Source organism: Anaerococcus sp. Marseille-Q7828 (assembly GCF_949769285.1).
Taxonomy (GTDB): Bacteria; Bacillota; Clostridia; order Tissierellales; family Peptoniphilaceae; genus Anaerococcus.
In genome coordinates, this window is sequence record NZ_OX458331.1 from 325,844 (window position 1) to 343,701 (window position 17,858).

A 17,858-nucleotide genomic window follows, 5' to 3' on the forward strand; every position below is an offset into this window, starting at 1 on the left:
CTTATTCCTTAACAGCACCAAGGGTTAGCCCTGATATAAAATATCTTTGGAAGAAAGGATAGGCTATAAGTATTGGTGCTGTTGTGATAACTACTATTGCCATCTTTAGAGATTCTTGAGGAAGAGTCTTTTTTATCTCTCCTGCAAGAGATCCTATGGCATCTTGCCTTATTGATAGGAAGTTGGTTGAGTTTTGGATTCTCATAAGCATGTATTGAACAGGCATCTTATCTTCGCTATCTATATAAAGCATGGCTTGGTACCAGTCATTCCAGTAACCCAAGGTTACAAAGAGTCCAACTGTCGCAAGTATTGGCAAGGATAGGGGCAGGATAATCTTAAAGAATATCTGCATTTCACTTGCCCCGTCTATGGTAGCAGCCTCTATTAGAGCTTTCGGTATAGACGTTTGGAAGTAGGTTCTCATCAAAATAATATTATATGGTCCAACTAGTAGTGGTAAGATTAGGGCCCACATACTATCTTTTAGACCTAGAAACTGTGTCATTATCAAATAGCTTGCTACAAGACCACCAGAAAATAGCATTGGTATTGTAGAAACTTTTGTGAAAAATCCTTTGTACTCATAATCATCACGGCTTAGGGCATATGCATACATGGTTGTAAGAACAAGGGCTATTACTACGCCGACAACTGTTATTATAACTGAGTTTTTGTAAGCAGTTGCTATTTGTCCGCCACCTTTAAATACATATTGGTAAGCTTCTGTAGAAAATTTTTCTGGTATTAGTTGGTAACCATTTCTTCTGATAGTGTCTTCATCAGTAAATGAAATCATAACCACAAAGAGGAATGGCAATATAGCAGAAATTGTCAAAAGTACTAGGATTATGTTTAAAAATACATTTGATCCCTTACTAATCTTTAGAGGATCAAAATTGTTTTTCTTTACTTCTTTCATCAATCACCTCCCTAGAATAAGGACCTTTGTGGGTCGTATCTTTTTACAATCTTATTTGAGAATAAGATCAAGATAGTACCTACAACAGATTGCAACAATGAAACTGCTGATGATAGTCCAATATCCCCTGATTCAAGTAAGGCTCTAAATACATATGTGTCAATAACGTTTGTTACATTGTACAAAGGACCTGAGTTTCTTGGCACTTGGAAGAATAGACCAAAGTCTGCTCTAAATATATTTGCCAAGGATGTGATAAATATGATTGTTACAACAGGCCTTAGTAGTGGTATGGTGATTGATTTTGTCATCTGCCACTTAGTAGCCCCATCCATGGCCGCAGCTTCGTAATAGGTCTTATCTATACCGGATAAGGCCGATAGATAAACTACAGTGTTATATCCTAGACCCTTCCATGAGTTGATCAAAACTAAAAATACTGGCCAAAATTTAGTATTTGTATACCAGTTCACACCATTTCCGCCAAGAGATGTAATCAGTTTGTTTAAAAGACCCTTATCTGGTGATAGGAATGCAAATACTGCATAACTTATAACAACCCAGCTTAGAAAGTGTGGTAAAAACATTGAAGTTTGATAAAACTTCGCTAATTTCTTGCTAAAAATTTCATGTAAGGCTATGGCTGTAAACATTGCAAGAACTATATTTACAACAATAAAAATAAAGTTATAGCCAATAGTATTTCTAATAATTATCCAAGCATCATTACTTCTAAAAAAGAACTTAAAGTTATCTAAACCTGACCATTCACTCATGTAGAGATTGTAGAAAAAGTTCTTTGAGAAGATTTTATATCTCTTAAATGGAATAATAAGTCCAAACATTGGCAGGTAAGCAAAAATTACAAACCAAATAAAAGCTGGCAAGGAAAAAACTAATAAGGGTAGATTTGTCTTAAATCTTTCTTTAAAAGGTTTTTTCTTAGCCTTTTTCTTATTCTCAATGCCAGGTTGGTTGGATATGGCTACATTTTCCATTTGATTATTAACTGGTTCTTTTTCCATATCTTCCTCCTTAAATCTTCTTTATGGCATATTCATTAACTGTATTGATTAGGGCAGCAAATATTATTATAAATATAAGCATCCAAACACTATTTACTATGTATAGATTCTCAAATACTTCCCAAACTACAAAAATCAGAATAGTAAAAATAAAATATTTGTAGCTTAGTATCAGTGAATTTTTCACACTAGTGATTATCCCAACATATTCGCGGTGAGATGTTTGTAATATGGTATAAAAAATTATCCCCCTATAAAAATACAAAAGAATAATTCTCAAAATCCCAAAAACCGCACTAGTCTGTCCAATAATACTCAAAGATCCATTTCCATAGTAGTAAAGGGCAAATAATAGGGTGTAAAGTCCGTATTTTGAAAGCCAGTCCTTGTTAAATACTTCCTTGAAATAAGGTGGGTAGACTTTCTTATCATTTACAAATGCTGCTGTAAAAGATATTGCTTGTCTTTCTAGGGCAAAGCCTAAAAGTCCAACTAAAGGTATGAAAATCATAATATATGAGCTTATCGAACCTTCTACCAAAAGATCTATAGCAAAGATTGGCAAAAGTATCAGTTCGCTATAAAAAAAGCTAACCATCGCATAGATTATGACTTCGCCTATTCTATATAGCCCCCTAGTAAATGACTCCATTAATTTATTCTCATCTGTGTTTTGCTATCAAATAAGTGAATATCATCAAAGTTTACAAATAGCTTTATCATATCGCCAGTTTCAATGCCCTTGCATTTGCCTTGGACTTTGATAGCTACTTTATTGTCGCCTTCTTCTTCAATAGATATGCTGCTTTCCTTATCTTCTGCGTAGATGATTGTTTCATCTCCAAGCATTTCTATGTTGATAACTTTCGCTTCGATATAGTTATCTGGATTGTCAAGATTATTTAAAGAAAATGCTTCTGGTCTGATGCCTATAATTAATTCATGGTCAGAATTCTCGTAAGTCTTTAGAATATCTTTGGTGTGTTCAGACATTTCTATGGTGTTTCTACCAAGTCTCAATTGACCATCTTCAAGCTTTCCACTAAAGAAGTTCATTGGTGGAGCACCGATAAAGTTTGCAACAAATACATTTGATGGATGATCGTAAATTTCTTCTGGTGTTCCTACTTGTTGGATATAACCATCTTTCATAACTACGATACGACTAGCCATGGACATGGCTTCTGTTTGGTCGTGAGTTACATAGATAGTTGTAGTGTCCAATTGGTCGTGGATACGGGCAATTTCAGTTCTCATTTGTCCACGAAGTTTGGCATCTAGGTTACTTAGTGGTTCGTCCATCAAGAATATTTCTGCTTCACGAACTATAGCACGTCCTAGGGCAACCCTCTGTCTTTGACCACCAGATAGGGCTGCTGGTTTTCTATCTAGGTATTCTTCTAGTTGGAGCATCTTTGCTGCTCTTTTTACCTTTTCATCTATGTCTTTTTTATCCTTTTTTTGGAGTTTTAGGCCAAAAGCCATATTTTCATAAACACTCATGTGAGGATATAAGGCATAGTTTTGAAATACCATGGCTATGTTTCTATCTTTTGGGCTAACATCATTCATTAGCTTGCCATCTATGTATAGTTCCCCATCAGATATTTCTTCAAGGCCAGCAATCATACGAAGTGTTGTGGACTTACCGCAACCTGACGGCCCAACGAATACTATAAATTCTCTATCGGCAATATCTAGATTAAAATCAAAAACAGCTTGGACACCATTTGGATAGATTTTATCTACATTTTTTAAATTTAATGTTGCCAATTTTCCCTCCTTAACAATTTATATGAAATCTTTTAAAAGTATATTAAATATTTCTATCCTCTTCTAACACTCTAATTTTAATACATATTGGGAAATATAGCAACGTTTTCATATATTTAGATAAAAATTTTCACAAAATTTATATAAAAATCCGCCAAATATGTAAACATTTTCATTATTACTAAAAAATAAACTCCTATTAAGAGCCTTAATAAGAGTTTATTTATTGTTAACTACATTTGATTCGACAATAGTCAAATCTCCAGCAAATTCATATGTTGAAACTAAGTTTGTCAATATGAAAAAGTCTCCCTTTTTGATTTGGTATTTTTCCCCATCGACATTTAATTCGCCTGCTCCATCGATTACTGCTTCTATGAGATAATCGCTGTCGCGGTTAAGGCTTTTATTGCCCTTTATTTCATATTTTCTCACTTGGAAAAATTCATTATCGGTAAGTTTTGTAAGTCTTAGGTCGCCATCCACACTTGTTTCAGTTTTGTTGTCAATATCATTAAGCTTGATAGCTTCTATAGATTTTTCTATGTGAAGGTCTCTTAAATTGCCATCCTTATCTTTTCTATCGTAGTCGTAGAGTCTATAAGTTATGTCACTTGATTGTTGGATTTCTAGTATTAGACATCCCTTTTTGATAGCGTGAACTGTTCCTGCTGGTACAAAGAAAAAGTCTCCATTTTTTGCTGGAACTTCCTTTAAAACGTCCTTCCATTTTCTTTCATTAATAAGCTTTACTGCTTCGTCTTTGTCCTTAGCATTTAGTCCATATATTATGGAAGATTCATTGTCATTTAATATATACCAGCATTCGGTTTTTCCAAGAGAGTTTTCAAGTCTTTTACCCATCTGATCATCAGGGTGAACTTGAATGGATAAATCTTCTTTGGCGTCGATAATTTTTACCAAAAGTGGGAAAGTTTCCTCCTTAGGATTGCCAAAAAGTTCTCTATTGTTCTTATATACTTCTATGAGATCTTCTCCAGCTAATTCTCCATTTATGATTAGTGATGGGAATTCTTCCATGGCTGATACGGCCCAGTATTCTCCAACGCTATCTGATTCTATATCATAGGCAAATTCTTCTTTTAGGCGTTCTCCACCCCAAATCTTATCTACAAACTTTCCTTCTAACATTAATACTTTTTGCATTTTTTCTCCTTATAATCTTTCGAGTATATCCAGAGTATCTTTTATCTGTCCATCTTCTGGATTATCTATATCTTCATATGGGGAACCCATAACTACAATGATGTATTCTTTGCCATTTTTGACGCTAAGAGTTGCCCAACATTGGCCAGCTTTATCTGTCGTACCAGATTTGCCACCGATTATTTCAAAGCCTTCTTCTTGGTATTGGTCAAGTTTTTCAAATACCGTACTTTGCATATATACCCCATAAGGGTGATCTGCTGTTGAAGAAGAGTTATAATCTTTTCTTGTAAAAATCGCCCTGTAGTCTTCGTTTTGGAGGGCATATTTTAATAGCATGGCCATATCCTTGGCTGATGAATAATGTCCCAGCTCATCCATCCCATCTGGATTTTGAAAGTGGGTGTTTGCTAATTCCAGTTCCTTTGCCTTGTCATTCATTAACTCTACAAAGCTTATTATTGATCCAGAAATATTTATGGCTATGGAATTGGCTGCCTCGCCTCCTGATGGGAGCATGGCTCCGTAGAGTAGGTCCCTATAAGTAGTTTGTTCTGCTCCATAAAAACCTGCCATTGATGCATTTTCTGCTACTAGCTTTTGGTAAGTTTCTGTATCTACTGGTGCTATGGCATTTAGGTCGTTTATTTTTTCTAGACCCAGCAAAACAGTCATCATTTTTGTAAGAGAAGCCATAGGAAGCTTCTCATTTTCATTTTCTGCCAAAACTTCCCTATCATCAGTCAAATTGTATACATATATAGCCTTGGAATTGTAGGTATGAACTTCCCTGCTATTATTCCTAAGTATTATAAATAAGGCAATTATCACTAGTGGCAAGGCTAGTATGGCTATGGATTTCTTTTTCATTTTATACCTTCTATTAATATTATCGTTAATAAAAGTATACAGTATCAAAAATTTTTTTAAAGTATTACTAGTCGTCAAGATATATATAAATTTTTATATTATACCAGCTTCCCTTTTTTTCCTTTTCTTTAACCTTGCCATACAAAAGCTTGCCCGCATCCATGAGTCTTGCAAACACTGGATTATCAGCCTTTGGTATGTAGCCAATCTTAGATCCATCATCTACTTCTACCTTGATGGCTCTTGGATCATATTCATTAGACGCTTCCCTATAAAAAGAAACTCTAGTCCCAATTTCTATTTTTTCGGCAAGTTCATCCATATTTTCAATATGACTAGTACCTGCTATGTGGGTTTCAAAAAGAAATATTTGCCTATTAAAAGGCTTTGGAATTACTAAGCCGCCACCTCCATGAAGTCCGTCTACGACCTTCCCCTTATCTACTTTTTCAATCTTTGACATTTTCAATAATTTCCTTTAATCTATCTTCTAAATACTTATTGGATGTTTTGTAGCTTTCTATCAAATCATCAAGTTCTTTCTTATGATTTTGGGTCTCTTGCGGACTATCTAGCAAGTCCTTATAATTATATGGGTATGAATTTTTGATATCTGCAATAGAAGTCTTTATTTTTTCAATTTTTTCCTTAAGGCGTCCTATCTCGGATTTATAGTTTAGCCTATCATCCTCTGCATTGTAATCATCTGCAAGGACTATTAGCTCGTAGTAAAGGTCTATTATCTCACTCCAGCCATTTTTATAAGCATCCACAACTTTGTAGAAAATTTCAAGTAGCTTAGGATCTATGGATGGATTTAGGTCTGGGTGGAGCTTTTTCACTAGTTCTTTGTACTTTTTCTTAAAATATATGAATTCTTGACCAGTGATTTTATCATTGCTAAACCTATCTGCTGCCCAATTAATTTCTTCTAGCTTGACATTTAATTCTTCTATATATTTTTGAAATTCTTTTTCTATATCCCTATCAAGGCGGTTAAGAAATTCTCTACTAATAGTCTCTTTCCTGTTAAGCTTTGCCTGAAGGACTTCTATTTTTCGGCGAAGTTTCTGATAGCTTAGAGATAATTTTAGAATTTTATATTCTTTTGATCCAAACTCTCTGATATATTTAGCTCTGATATTTTCACATTCTATATATATCAAGTTATCTTCTTCAAGTATTAGCCTTTCTAACTCTTCCCTAAGCCTTTTTACTTCATTTCTATTTTCTAATGAATTTGGAAATTTAATTATACTAGCCATAGATCCCTCCTTTACTTATTAATATAAGATTACCCAAATTTTAAAAATAGGCAATTTTATCTATATTGACAGTGACATTAGGCTAAAGTATATTTTTTTCATCTATAGTAGTAATTACAAACAATCTATTTTTGCAATTATAACAAAAGCAATTATTAAGGAAACTAGCAAATAATTATGCATACAAATTCAAATAAAAAGACGATTTTATATTTTTTTATAATCCTACTTATCTTTTTATTCACCTTAAATGGGAATAAAATATTTACGATTAAATATGATGATTTAGAAGCCAAAAACTCCCAAATACTAAAATCAGAAAATATTAACAAGTATACTTTAGACGACAAAAAAGAAGCTAATTACAGTGTTGTGTATGCCTATAGATTAAATGATAATAAAGAATATGTATTTATTTATAGTAAATCGTCAATATTTAATCTATACCATTTAGATGATAAATTCATTTCTAATGAAGATGAAATAAATACCTTGGCAAGCAACTCTAAATATCACAATCTATTAAAGATTGATAGATATAAAGATAAAGCTATTATATCTCTGACTCCTAAGAAAAATGAAGATTTTATTTCAAATATTATTTATGCACTACTATCACTAGCTTTAATTATTTTAATAAACTACGAAATACAGATAAACCGATCTAAAATAAAATCCTAAATACGATATTAGTCTATAAAAATTAAGTCAAAAAAAGCAAGTCTCAAAATCATGTAAGACTTGCTTTGTTTTTTACTTTTATTTTCCTATATATTCACTAGCATTTTTTGCAGCATTTCTACCAAATACTACTATATCTGTGATTGCGTTGCCACCAAGTCTATTTGCTCCGTGAACTCCTCCTGTGACTTCACCTGCTGCATATAGGCCTGGGATTGGGTTGCCATCTTTGTCTATTACTTCAGATTTTGTATTTACTTCAACCCCGCCCATGGTGTGGTGGATGCCTGGTGCGATTTGTACTGCGTAATATGGAGCCTTGGATAGGTCACTTGTTACTGTATCCATGCCCTCACGACCGAAATCTGGGTCTTGGTTATTTTTTACAATTTCATTCCAGCCTTCTATAGTTTTTGCTATAGTTTCTTCATCACAACCTATTAGTTCAGCCAAGGCTTTCATGTCACTTGCTTCTTCCAAGTAGCCTTTTTCTGCGTATTTTTGTATAGTTGCTGATTGGTCATACATGCCTTGGTCAACTATTAGCCATGCGTTTTTGCCATCTTGGTCTAGGATAGCAGCTGATACATTATCTCTTGTTTCTAGTTCGTTGTAGAATCTTTCTCCCTTGCTATTTACAAGGATTGCTCCTTCTCCACGTAAGCCCTCAGAGATTAGTGAGCCGTTTTTTTGGTAAACTGTTGGGTGGATTTGGATTTGGTCCATATCAATGAAATTTGCACCTATTTCTTCCAAAAATCCTATAGCATCACCTTCTATTGATTTGGCATTGGTTGATACATAGCCTTCTAGATCAGGATTGTAGTGGGTGATCAAATCCATGTTGCCACCAAAACCACCACTTGCTATTACTACCGCATCGGCATTTACTGTGATAGAACCATCTTTTGTTTCTGCTTTTACTCCCTTTGCCTTGCCATCTTCCATGATGACTTCATTTACCTTGGCATCATATACTATCTCTATACCAAGTTCATTGGCTTTTTGGGTCAATTTGTCTACCAAATATGAACCAACTGGTATAGATTTGCCCTCGTCATTTAGTGGAGCATGGGTTCTCATCTCACTTTGTCCACCTGTAAATTTCAATTGTTTGAAGATAACTCCGTTTTCTTCAAGCCAGTCAATGGCATCAGAAGATTCGCTTGCCAATATATTTACTAGGTCAGGGTTATTTAAGTTTTTGCCACCTTCCATAGTATCTTTTACGAAAAGATCTACTGTATCTGGCACATTTTCTTCTTTTTGTAGGCGGGTTTCTGCGGCATTCATACCTGCTGATGCATAGGCAGTGTTACCACCTGTGATGCCTGCTTTTTCAACAACCATAACATCTACACCCTTTTGAGCAAGCTCAATTGCTGTAGAAAGTCCAGCACCACCAGCTCCTACTACTACAACGCTTGTGTCATAAGAATCTTTTTTCTCATCTTCAAGATCTTCTTTGGCAAGTTTATCAGCATCAATTCCTGCCGTTTGCAAAGCTTCGTCTATGGCTGATAAAAATGCCGCTGAGGAAATAGTTGCTCCAGATACCCTATCTACGTCTATGCTATTATAGGTGATTACTCTTTCCCTCATCTTTTCAAGAGCTTGGGATCCTACTGCCTTTGTTTCGTTTTCTGTAGTTTTTATGTCAGTTATTACTCCATTTTCAATATCAACAGCCACCTCTATGTCTGATCCATAGCCAGTAGCCTTGCCATTATATGTACCTTGTATGTCTGAATAATCAGCTGTTTCTGTTTTATCTTCTGATGTTTCTTCAGTATTTTCTTTTGAAGCTTCGCTTTGTGTCTCTTCGCTTACTTGGCTATCGTTTTTTGTTTCAGTTTGTGTTTGATTGCCACAAGATGCCAAGCTTAAAGTTAGGGCCAAGGCCATAGCTAAACTTTTAAATTTGTTCATTTATCCTCCTTATATTGATAATCCTATAACAAATAATATTAAAAAAACAGCTACCTTTGGCTTAAAGGTCAAAGATAGCTAATCTTTTACTAATTATTTTGCGTTTGCGATTGCTTCGTCAACTGCTGCTTTGAATGCTTCAGATGTTACTGTAGCTCCAGATACGTTGTCAACGCCTTCTGTACCGTTAGCTTCAACAACTGCTTTTTCTAGTTCTGGAATAGCATCTGCACCAACGCCTTCTGATTCTGTGTGGTCTGTATCGATTGATTCGATTTTTCCATCTTCACCAAAGTGAACTGTTACTTTGATGTCTCCACCGTAACCTGCAGCTGTTGCTTCACCTACTTTTGGTGCTGCTTCTTCTGCTGGAACTGTTTCTTCAGTTGTTTCTTCTGTCTTGTCTGCTTCATCAGCAGGTTTTGCTTCATTTGCATTGTTTCCACAAGCTGCAAATGTGAATGCCATAGCTGCTACTAGGGCAAACTTGTTTAAATTTTTCATTTTCCTCTCCTATATGTATACATTTAAAATGTATTTATTTTTGCTTTAACTATTAAGTTAATATCACGGTGATTATACTACCAAGTTAATTATTTGCAAGCTTTTCAAGTCTTTAGCCTTATAATTGTTACAATTTTTAACTAGTTGATAGTTTTTTCGATCAATCTTATATTCAAGTTTTATTGGATAGGAAGTCATAAAAGAATATCACTAAAATAAGGATTGCTAAAATCCACAGATTTTATCCATTAATAAAATAAGTCTCCTATTACATCCTTTATATTTGCCATTTGCAATACCTTTATACCAGCAAAGTCTTTAGAATCAAGGGAGTTTCTTGCTACATAGCATTTCTTGTAGCCAAGTCTTTCAAGCTCTCTTACTCTTTGTTTGATTTGGGGAACTTTTTTAAGCTCTCCAGTAAGACCTACTTCAGCTATGAAGACCGTCTTGTCGTCAACTGGTTTTTTTAGCAGAGAAGATGCAATAGAAATCATTATGGCAAGATTTACTGATGGCTCAGAGAGCTTTAATCCACCTGTTGTCTTTATTATGACGTTGTAATCAAAGAGATTTAGCCCTGCGCGCTCTTGGAGTATGGAAATCAGCGTATTAAGGTCATCCTTTCTTAGGGAATCTCCTATCCTTTGGGGATATGGCAAAAATGACTTGGAAACTAAGGATTCTATTTCTACTTCTAGAAGTCTAGAACCTTCCTTAGTGACAGATATAGCTGACCCTTCGATTTCATTTTCTCTTTGGGTTATGAAGTACTCGCTTGGATTTGTTATTTCTACTAGTCCATCTTCTGTCATTGAAAATAGACCAATCTCTCCCGTTCTACCAAATCTATTTTTAGTCGATGTGAGAACCCTTAGGTCTTCATCGCTTTCTCCATCTAGAACTAAGACTGTATCAACCAAGTGCTCTAGGGTACGAAGTCCTGCCATTTCTCCAGCCTTGGTCATGTGTCCTATCATTATGACAGCTCTTTTTTTCTCCTCGTCTTTAGCGATTTCTACAGCCTTATTTGCTACTTCTATAGTTTGGGTAGGACTGCCTGCCTTGTTGTCAAATTCAGCCAAGGTAAAGGTTTGGATAGAGTCTAGGAAAATTATATCTGCATCAATTTTCTTAATTTCGTTTAGGGCACTATCCATAGAATTGGTCGAAAGTACCCAGACATTTTCTGGCAAATGTTCCATAATCCTATCAGCACGTGATTTGATTTGACTCTCGGATTCCTCGCCAGAAACATAGAGAACCTTCAACCCCCTGTCGGCATAGGACTTGGAAAGTTGGAGCAAGAGGGTCGACTTACCAGCTCCTGGACGAGCTGTAAGTATTGAAACACTATCTGGGACAAGGCCACCGCCCACAGCCCTGTCAAATTCTTCAAAATCAGACTTGATTCTAGAATTGGAATCAACCTTGATAGCCTTTAACTTTTTGGAAGTTTTATCATCTATAAGGCTTGCTGAGCTTTCCTTATTTTCCCTGACCGTGACTTCAGTCAAAGTCCCCCACTTGCCACAAGATGGGCATTGGCCAGCCCAGTGGGCCTCTGTATGACCACAGTTGGAGCACTCGTAGGCTTTCTTAATTTTCGCCATAATTACCCTTGATGAAACTATTTACAGAAAATTCGTAGATTGCCTTTTGTGGATCTTCCTTGTATAGATTTTCGTATATATCTCTTGGAGTCATTTGTTTTTCCATAAGCTCTTTTAATGGTTCTATAAATTTTCTGTCTTCTTTGATTTCTCCTATAATATCTAGGACCCACTCATAGATTTTTTTGTCCTTATAAGTGGTATTTATCCCTTCTTTTGTGGCCATTTCCTTTAAGCTTTGGGCCGTGTCATAGTCCATATCAGCAAATTCTTGGTAAAGGTAAGATAGAATATCCTTGTCATAGAAAATGTTTTTGACAAGGGCAAGTCCTGCAAAATTATATGGATATGGGACATTGTCAGGCATACGAATTTCTAGGTATTTTTTTGCCCTAACATCTGGAAATACAATTGATAGGGCATGGTAGATCATCTTATCTGACATATCATCATCAAAAATTTCAGAAAAAGGCGTCGTTCCTGTATAGATATCAGCTCCATCCCTATTTATAAAGATGCTAGGAGTTTCCAATATTTTCTTTGCATAGGTCTCATAAGATAGGTCCTTATCAAAGGAGAAAGGATATATCCCTGTCCTATCCTTGTCGCAATTTTCCCAGATTGTTTGGCGGAGATTTCTTTTATGGTAAACTTCCCCCTCAAAAATATAGGAATTGTCAAAAACACTGTATAAAAATACAGAAAGTGCATTTGCCACAAAGTATTTCTTTCTGAAATCCGCTTCATTTTCATAGTCTATGGCAATTTGCAAGCTTGTTGACCCCTTCATCATATTGTGGGCCATAGATCCACCGTAGTCTGCAAAATACTTGTACATATAGTCATAGCGTTTTTTAGGAATAATTGGAATTTCATCAATCTTTGACTTTGGATGATAGCCAACTTCCGCCAATAAAAGTCCCCTTTCTTCAAAAAGAGGAACAATTTCCGCCATAATTTTCCTATAATTATCAAATAGGTCATCAATTGATTTGCTAGAATCAAAAGCCACTTCAAATTGGCTAGCAGGTTCTATAGAAATGCTAAGGCCATCGCCACTTAAGCCCATGATGTGACCATTTTCATATATGCCCTCATAGCCCATTGCTACCATCTCTTCCATTATAGAGGCTATATTAGCGTCATAAGAAGTACTTTCCAAACTTCCTTTATCAACAACAAAGTGTTCAATCTCAAATCCCACTTTGAACTCATCTTCATTTTTTTCACCTGAACGAATATATTCAGCTAATTTTTTAATTTTATCTTCGTAGTTCATAACTACCTCACTTACTATATAATATATGTATACTATACGATAAAAAAGAAATATTTAAGGATGGCAAATAAACAATGGACAAAAAATACGCCTATTATAAAACAAAACTTGGGATAATAAAGATATCCTACCAAGAAAAAGTCGAATCAATAGAATTAGTAGATAAGATAGGATTTAACAATGAGAGGTCAAATCTAAGCGATAAGATTTTTTATCAAATTGATATGTATCTTAAAAGAGAAATTAAAGAATTCGATATATATGGCGATCTTGAAATCACAGGCACCGATTTTCAAAAAAGCGTCTGGCAAGAGCTAATAAATATCCCCTATGGAGAAACTAGAACCTACAAAGAAATCGCCCAGAAAATCAATAATCCCAAAGCCCTACGAGCAGTAGGAACTGCCATAGGCAAAAATCCATTTTTCATTATAATCCCCTGCCACAGGGTAATCAGGTCCGATGGCAAAATGGGAGGCTTCGCCTATGGTCTTGATGTCAAGGAAAAATTGTTGGACTTAGAAAAGTCTTACTAAATGTTTTTTTATTAACTAAAGACATTACAAGCTGCTACTTGTTTTTTTAATATAATTTTTTGATGATAATATAAAAATATCCACTCACAAGAATGGATATTTTTCTTTTCTAGTTTATTCTCTTTGTAGTCTCACCGTCAAAGAAGTGTAGGGCTTCTGGGTCTAGGGTGAAGTTGTGAGTTTCGCCTATGTTGTATTCGAAGTAGCCTGGTTGGCTTATTACTAGGTTTTGGCCAGCGCTTGTTTTGCCGTAGATTAGTTGTTCCTTGCCTAGCATTTCTATGACATCTACCTTGATTGTTGCAAGGTTATAGTCTCTTTTTTCTGCTATGAATCTTTCTGATCTGATGCCTAGGTAGACTTTTTTGCCTTCGTAGTTCTTTATTGCGGCTAGGTCTTTTTCAGCAGGTTTTATTACCACTTCTCCCTTATCGCTTACAAAGTTGGCATTTTCTATCTTTCCTTCTATGATATTCATGGTTGGAGAGCCGATAAAGCCTGCTACAAAGAGATTTTCTGGTCTTTCGTAGAATTCTGTTGGCGCTCCTACTTGTTGGATGACTCCCTTATCTAGGAGGACTATCTTTGTCGCCATTGTCATAGCTTCTGTTTGGTCGTGGGTTACATATATACTTGTGGTGTCTAGTTGGTTATGGAGTCTTACTATTTCCACACGCATGGACTCACGAAGTTTCGCATCTAGGTTTGATAGTGGTTCGTCCATCAGGAATACTGCTGGGTTTCTCACTATGGCTCGGCCTAGGGCTACCCTTTGTCTTTGACCACCGGATATGTCTGATGGCCTGTTGTAGAGGTAGTCTTCAAGTTGCAAGACATGGGCAGCGTTTTTTACACGTTTGTCTATGATTTCTTTGCTTTCGTTTTTCATATTTAGGGAAAAAGCCATATTATCATATACTGTCATATGTGGATATAGGGCATATGATTGGAATACCATGGCTATGTCCCTGTCTTTTGGTTCTACTTTATTCATTATCTTATCGTCAAAATAAAGTGTACCTTCTGTTATTGAGTTTAGCCCTGCTATCATTCGGATAAGGGTTGATTTACCACATCCTGATGGACCAAGGATTACACAAAAGTCCTTGTCATCTATGTCAAGGTCTATGTTTCTAAGGGTCCAGTTTTCTCGACCCTCGTATTTTTTACCAATATTTTCTAATTTTACTCTCATTTTCTTCTCCTATCCCTTAACTGCACCTGATGATAGTCCTGATACTAGCTCATCTTGTAGCATAAGGAATAACAACATTACTGGAACTGCTGAAAGGAAACCACCTGCTGCGAAGGCTGGTTGGTTCATATTTCTCATATCGTTGATTAGTGTAAATAAGCCTGTTGCCAATGTGTAGTCCATAGGATTTGTCAAGAGGATTTTTGGCATCATATAGTCCAAAAATGGTCCTATGAAACATTGGAGTGCTATGATTGCTAGCATCGGACGGGCTAGGGGCATTATTATAAGCTTATAAACTTGGAAGTTGCTACAGCCGTCAATTCTTGCTGCCTCGTCAAGTTCTGGGGATATGCTATCTAGGTAACCTTTTAGGATAAAGGTGTTGGTTGCTATAGCTCCACCAGAATAGATTAATATAAGCATGGCCGAACGGGAGAATACTGGTATTATCCCAGATACTATGGAGTGAATTGCATAGTAGGCTGTGATTCCAGCAAAGGCTGGGATGATTTGCACTAGCATGATTGTTATAAGGCTTGCTTTTTTTCCCTTAAATCTGAAACGTGAGTAGGCAAAGCCTGTAAATGACACGAAAATCAGAGTCAATATCGTAGTTATTGCGGCAATCTTTAATGTGTTTAGGACCCATCTTACAAAGTGAGTTTCTTCAAACAAATACTTAAAATTGTCAAAGCCAAAGACAAATTGGCCGCTCATGGAAATATATTGGCCTTGGTTGTTGTTAAAGGAACTAATGACCATGATTAGTAGTGGTATCAAGATTACTGCTGCCCACACCAAAAGAAGTATATAGACTAAGCCAAGAGCGATCTTTCCTCCAGTTGATAGGGGTTGGAGATCTGATAAGTATAGGTTATTTTCTTTATTATTCTTTCTCTTAAACATATTAATACTCCTTGAAGGCAGATGACCTTCTGTAGCCTAGGTAGCTTATGATTATTAGTATTATTGATATAAATACTGTAATTGCAGCTCCTATAGCTTGGTACTGACTTTCCATGGTTAACTTATAAATATATGATATTAGGATATCAGAACTTCCCGCCAAGTTTCCATAAATTTCTGGGTTAAATGGTCCACCTTGGTTGTAGAGGTAGATTATGGAGAAGTTGTTAAAGTTAAATGTGTATTGGTTGATAAGCATTGGTGCAATTTGGAAAAGCACTAGTGGAATAGTGATCTTAAATGTTTGTTTCAAACCATTTGCCCCATCTATGCTCGCTGCTTCGTATAGGTCCTTTGGAATAGCCTGGAGTACTCCTGTTGTTAGTAGGAAAATATAGGAATGTCCCAACCAACCTTGGATTAGTATGAGGGCTAGTCTAGTTTGGATAGTGTTATTTTTGATATCCAAACTTCTTCCTAGGATATTTGAGAAGAAATCTGCCAAAATTCCGCCACGGCTTGTCATTATTGAGAAGAACATGATGGTGATAAAGGCTGGTATTGCCCATGGCAATAGGTAAACTGTCCTAAAGAATTTCTTAGCGCGTACTCTCTCGTTATTTACAAGAAGGGCAAATACAAAGCCTAGAACTATGGCAAGGGTTGATGCTGCCAAGGTCCAAATCACTGTCCAACCAAATATAGACCAGAAGGCCTGGCCGGCTATACCCTCTCCACGAGCTATAGTTACGTAGTTGTGGACACCTATCCATTGGAACTTGTTTTGGTTTTGTGGATCCATATTTGTAAATGAAATCAAAACCGCAGTTATAATTGGTACCATTACTATAAAGATTATTACTAGCAAAGGTAGGATTGTGATAATGTATGGGAATCCATCAGTGCGCATAAATTTGCGTGTTTCAAACCAGTTGTTTGGTCTGATGCCTAGCATTTCAGCCTTTTCAGTTTTTCTAGCATCTTTAAAGGCAGATACATAGATGAAAATTGAAATTAGGACAAAGACAACAGCCAAAATACCTTCAATCATAAATAGTATGGACCTATCAAGCCTACGTCCGCCTTGGGCAAGGCTAATAAGACCAGATATACCCTCGCCTTGGTAGTTGCCATAACCTAGAGCATATGGGATAGCTATTAGGTAAATGAACAAGGTCCCTAGGAAAAATAGGAGGGCTTTTTGCCACTGGCCATTTAATAATTGTCCAAGACCAGGTATAGGAAGACCTACTATAGACCTCCACGCTGATGTCTTTTCTGTTTCGACAGGAGTCCTACGTCTTACTTCTGCTATGTCCGAATCAAGGATTTTCATTGAGTCCTTGAAGTCTTGTTTTATCTTATAATTTATTGCTTTGATTTCTTCTTCTAAAGATTTTTTTGGGTTTATAAATTCAGCTGCCAGAGAAGAGTCCTCAAAGCGTTTTTTGTATTTTTCTTTTTCGCTTTTATAAGCTTTCTTTGAGATGAGCCCCTTGTCAAAGGATTCTTTGAGATTAGCCAAATCTTTGTCGTATTTTTCCTTAAGAAGGCCTTTTTCTTTTTCAACTTGAGCTTGGGCCTTTTTTACCTCATCATCACTTAAGTCTTTTAGCCTTGTACTTTTAGCTTCTAGCTGGTTTTTTAGGGCCAAATCGTGTTTTATAATCTCTGGAATTTCTTTGATATATAAATTTGCTTCCTTGTATTTTAGCTCTGCTTCATATGATAGGTCCTTGTTTTCTTCATAAAAAGCAACCATCTTGTTTGCTATGTGATGTTTCTTATTAAGATCTGCAAATTTCTTGTCGGTTTGATGAGTTTTCGCCCACTCATCTGCTTCTTTGCTAGCTAAATCTAAGAGCTCTTTTTCTTTTTGTTCATATTGGCTAAGTTTTTTGATGTATGGGTGGGAGTTTTTATCGGGATTTTTGCCAGCAATTTTATCTATGATATACTGGTTTTTCCTTGGATAAAGGTTGCCACGTTCATCAGCCAATTCTTTTTGGTATGCCATAAGCTAGTCGGTCCTTTCTTTTTTTACTATCACTATAAATAAAATTATATTTAAGATAATGACTAAATAATAAGTTATAGAGTTTAACCTAAATTGAAATAATGTGTGCATAAGTGATATAAATGTCGAAAAACAAAAAAATATCTTATATATCTGATTTATGCGAATCTTGT

The 17,858-nt window shown here is 35.8% G+C and carries 17 protein-coding genes; 2 read left to right on the forward strand and 15 right to left on the reverse strand.

What is annotated here, in order from left to right; translation table 11 throughout:
- Window position 1: 1 nt before the first annotated feature.
- The 8 genes from QNH69_RS01610 to QNH69_RS01645 all read right to left on the reverse strand — a co-directional run bounded on the left by QNH69_RS01610 (window position 2) and on the right by QNH69_RS01645 (window position 7,022).
- On the reverse strand, window positions 2-922 hold the full coding sequence (locus tag QNH69_RS01610; RefSeq protein WP_282928878.1) for a carbohydrate ABC transporter permease: 921 nt from the start codon (window positions 920-922) through the stop codon (window positions 2-4).
- An 11-nt stretch (window positions 923-933) separates the two neighbouring features.
- Window positions 934-1,947 (reverse strand): ABC transporter permease subunit, encoded by a 1,014-nt coding sequence (locus QNH69_RS01615; protein ID WP_282928879.1) that lies wholly within the window; start codon window positions 1,945-1,947, stop codon window positions 934-936.
- A 10-nt stretch (window positions 1,948-1,957) separates the two neighbouring features.
- The gene (locus QNH69_RS01620; protein ID WP_282928880.1) at window positions 1,958-2,599 is read right to left on the reverse strand and encodes a hypothetical protein; all 642 of its coding nucleotides are present in this window, start codon (window positions 2,597-2,599) and stop codon (window positions 1,958-1,960) included.
- Entirely contained in the window at window positions 2,599-3,720 is a 1,122-nt protein-coding gene (gene ugpC, locus QNH69_RS01625) for a sn-glycerol-3-phosphate ABC transporter ATP-binding protein UgpC (protein ID WP_282928881.1), read from the reverse strand. The genes QNH69_RS01620 and ugpC (QNH69_RS01625) overlap by 1 nt, the downstream gene beginning before the upstream one ends.
- 219 nt (window positions 3,721-3,939) lie before the next feature.
- Window positions 3,940-4,887, reverse strand: coding sequence for a type I phosphomannose isomerase catalytic subunit (locus QNH69_RS01630; RefSeq protein WP_282928882.1), 948 nt, complete (start codon window positions 4,885-4,887; stop codon window positions 3,940-3,942).
- Between the two features lie 9 nt (window positions 4,888-4,896).
- On the reverse strand, window positions 4,897-5,757 hold the full coding sequence (locus tag QNH69_RS01635) for a serine hydrolase (protein WP_282928883.1): 861 nt from the start codon (window positions 5,755-5,757) through the stop codon (window positions 4,897-4,899).
- A gap of 67 nt (window positions 5,758-5,824) precedes the next feature.
- Entirely contained in the window at window positions 5,825-6,220 is a 396-nt protein-coding gene (locus tag QNH69_RS01640; protein WP_282928884.1) for an HIRAN domain-containing protein, read from the reverse strand.
- Window positions 6,207-7,022, reverse strand: coding sequence for a hypothetical protein (locus QNH69_RS01645; RefSeq protein ID WP_282928885.1), 816 nt, complete (start codon window positions 7,020-7,022; stop codon window positions 6,207-6,209). Before QNH69_RS01645 ends, QNH69_RS01640 begins: the two co-directional genes overlap by 14 nt.
- A gap of 177 nt (window positions 7,023-7,199) precedes the next feature.
- On the opposite strand from QNH69_RS01645, the gene QNH69_RS01650 reads away from it, so the two are divergent.
- Window positions 7,200-7,703, forward strand: a complete 504-nt coding sequence (locus tag QNH69_RS01650) for a hypothetical protein (RefSeq protein WP_282928886.1) — start codon at window positions 7,200-7,202, stop codon at window positions 7,701-7,703.
- 78 nt (window positions 7,704-7,781) lie between these two features.
- On the opposite strand, the gene QNH69_RS01655 is transcribed toward QNH69_RS01650, so the two are convergent.
- From QNH69_RS01655 to QNH69_RS01670, 4 genes are all read right to left on the reverse strand, one after another.
- Window positions 7,782-9,632: a flavocytochrome c gene (locus QNH69_RS01655; RefSeq protein WP_282928887.1), complete on the reverse strand. Its 1,851-nt coding sequence runs from the start codon at window positions 9,630-9,632 to the stop codon at window positions 7,782-7,784.
- Window positions 9,633-9,725: 93 nt separating this feature from the next.
- Entirely contained in the window at window positions 9,726-10,136 is a 411-nt protein-coding gene (locus QNH69_RS01660; RefSeq protein ID WP_282928888.1) for an FMN-binding protein, read from the reverse strand.
- A 248-nt stretch (window positions 10,137-10,384) separates the two neighbouring features.
- The gene (gene radA / locus QNH69_RS01665; RefSeq protein ID WP_282928889.1) at window positions 10,385-11,749 is read right to left on the reverse strand and encodes a DNA repair protein RadA; all 1,365 of its coding nucleotides are present in this window, start codon (window positions 11,747-11,749) and stop codon (window positions 10,385-10,387) included.
- Window positions 11,736-13,028 carry a glutamate-cysteine ligase family protein gene (locus QNH69_RS01670; RefSeq protein WP_282928890.1) on the reverse strand — a complete coding sequence of 431 codons (1,293 nt, stop codon included), beginning with the start codon at window positions 13,026-13,028 and terminating at the stop codon, window positions 11,736-11,738. The genes radA and QNH69_RS01670 overlap by 14 nt, the downstream gene beginning before the upstream one ends.
- A gap of 74 nt (window positions 13,029-13,102) precedes the next feature.
- Here QNH69_RS01670 and QNH69_RS01675 point away from each other — a divergent pair, with 74 nt between their 5' ends.
- Window positions 13,103-13,564 carry a methylated-DNA--[protein]-cysteine S-methyltransferase gene (locus tag QNH69_RS01675; RefSeq protein WP_282928891.1) on the forward strand — a complete coding sequence of 154 codons (462 nt, stop codon included), beginning with the start codon at window positions 13,103-13,105 and terminating at the stop codon, window positions 13,562-13,564.
- A 109-nt stretch (window positions 13,565-13,673) separates the two neighbouring features.
- Here QNH69_RS01675 and ugpC (QNH69_RS01680) read toward each other — a convergent pair whose 3' ends face one another.
- Genes ugpC (QNH69_RS01680) through QNH69_RS01690 form a run of 3 tightly spaced genes read right to left on the reverse strand, consistent with a single transcriptional unit; the run spans window position 13,674 to window position 17,685 of the window.
- A complete protein-coding gene (ugpC, locus tag QNH69_RS01680; protein WP_282928892.1) occupies window positions 13,674-14,759 on the reverse strand; it encodes a sn-glycerol-3-phosphate ABC transporter ATP-binding protein UgpC in 1,086 nt (361 codons plus the stop codon).
- Between the two features lie 9 nt (window positions 14,760-14,768).
- Window positions 14,769-15,668 (reverse strand): sugar ABC transporter permease, encoded by a 900-nt coding sequence (locus tag QNH69_RS01685; RefSeq protein ID WP_282928893.1) that lies wholly within the window; start codon window positions 15,666-15,668, stop codon window positions 14,769-14,771.
- Window position 15,669: 1 nt separating this feature from the next.
- A complete protein-coding gene (locus tag QNH69_RS01690) occupies window positions 15,670-17,685 on the reverse strand; it encodes an ABC transporter permease subunit (protein WP_282928894.1) in 2,016 nt (671 codons plus the stop codon).
- Between the last annotated feature and the right edge of the window lie 173 nt (window positions 17,686-17,858).

Coding starts and splice junctions, on each gene's coding strand:
- QNH69_RS01640 (WP_282928884.1), bottom strand. CDS start 6,220: ATGTCAAAGATTGAAAAAGTAGATAAGGGGAAGGTCGTAGACGGACTT.
- QNH69_RS01650 (WP_282928886.1), top strand. CDS start 7,200: ATGCATACAAATTCAAATAAAAAGACGATTTTATATTTTTTTATAATC.
- QNH69_RS01670 (WP_282928890.1), bottom strand. CDS start 13,028: ATGAACTACGAAGATAAAATTAAAAAATTAGCTGAATATATTCGTTCA.
- QNH69_RS01660 (WP_282928888.1), bottom strand. CDS start 10,136: ATGAAAAATTTAAACAAGTTTGCCCTAGTAGCAGCTATGGCATTCACA.
- QNH69_RS01635 (WP_282928883.1), bottom strand. CDS start 5,757: ATGAAAAAGAAATCCATAGCCATACTAGCCTTGCCACTAGTGATAATT.
- QNH69_RS01620 (WP_282928880.1), bottom strand. CDS start 2,599: ATGGAGTCATTTACTAGGGGGCTATATAGAATAGGCGAAGTCATAATC.
- QNH69_RS01630 (WP_282928882.1), bottom strand. CDS start 4,887: ATGCAAAAAGTATTAATGTTAGAAGGAAAGTTTGTAGATAAGATTTGG.
- QNH69_RS01610 (WP_282928878.1), bottom strand. CDS start 922: ATGAAAGAAGTAAAGAAAAACAATTTTGATCCTCTAAAGATTAGTAAG.
- QNH69_RS01655 (WP_282928887.1), bottom strand. CDS start 9,632: ATGAACAAATTTAAAAGTTTAGCTATGGCCTTGGCCCTAACTTTAAGC.
- QNH69_RS01645 (WP_282928885.1), bottom strand. CDS start 7,022: ATGGCTAGTATAATTAAATTTCCAAATTCATTAGAAAATAGAAATGAA.
- ugpC (WP_282928892.1), bottom strand. CDS start 14,759: ATGAGAGTAAAATTAGAAAATATTGGTAAAAAATACGAGGGTCGAGAA.
- radA (WP_282928889.1), bottom strand. CDS start 11,749: ATGGCGAAAATTAAGAAAGCCTACGAGTGCTCCAACTGTGGTCATACA.
- QNH69_RS01675 (WP_282928891.1), top strand. CDS start 13,103: ATGGACAAAAAATACGCCTATTATAAAACAAAACTTGGGATAATAAAG.
- QNH69_RS01690 (WP_282928894.1), bottom strand. CDS start 17,685: ATGGCATACCAAAAAGAATTGGCTGATGAACGTGGCAACCTTTATCCA.
- QNH69_RS01615 (WP_282928879.1), bottom strand. CDS start 1,947: ATGGAAAAAGAACCAGTTAATAATCAAATGGAAAATGTAGCCATATCC.
- QNH69_RS01685 (WP_282928893.1), bottom strand. CDS start 15,668: ATGTTTAAGAGAAAGAATAATAAAGAAAATAACCTATACTTATCAGAT.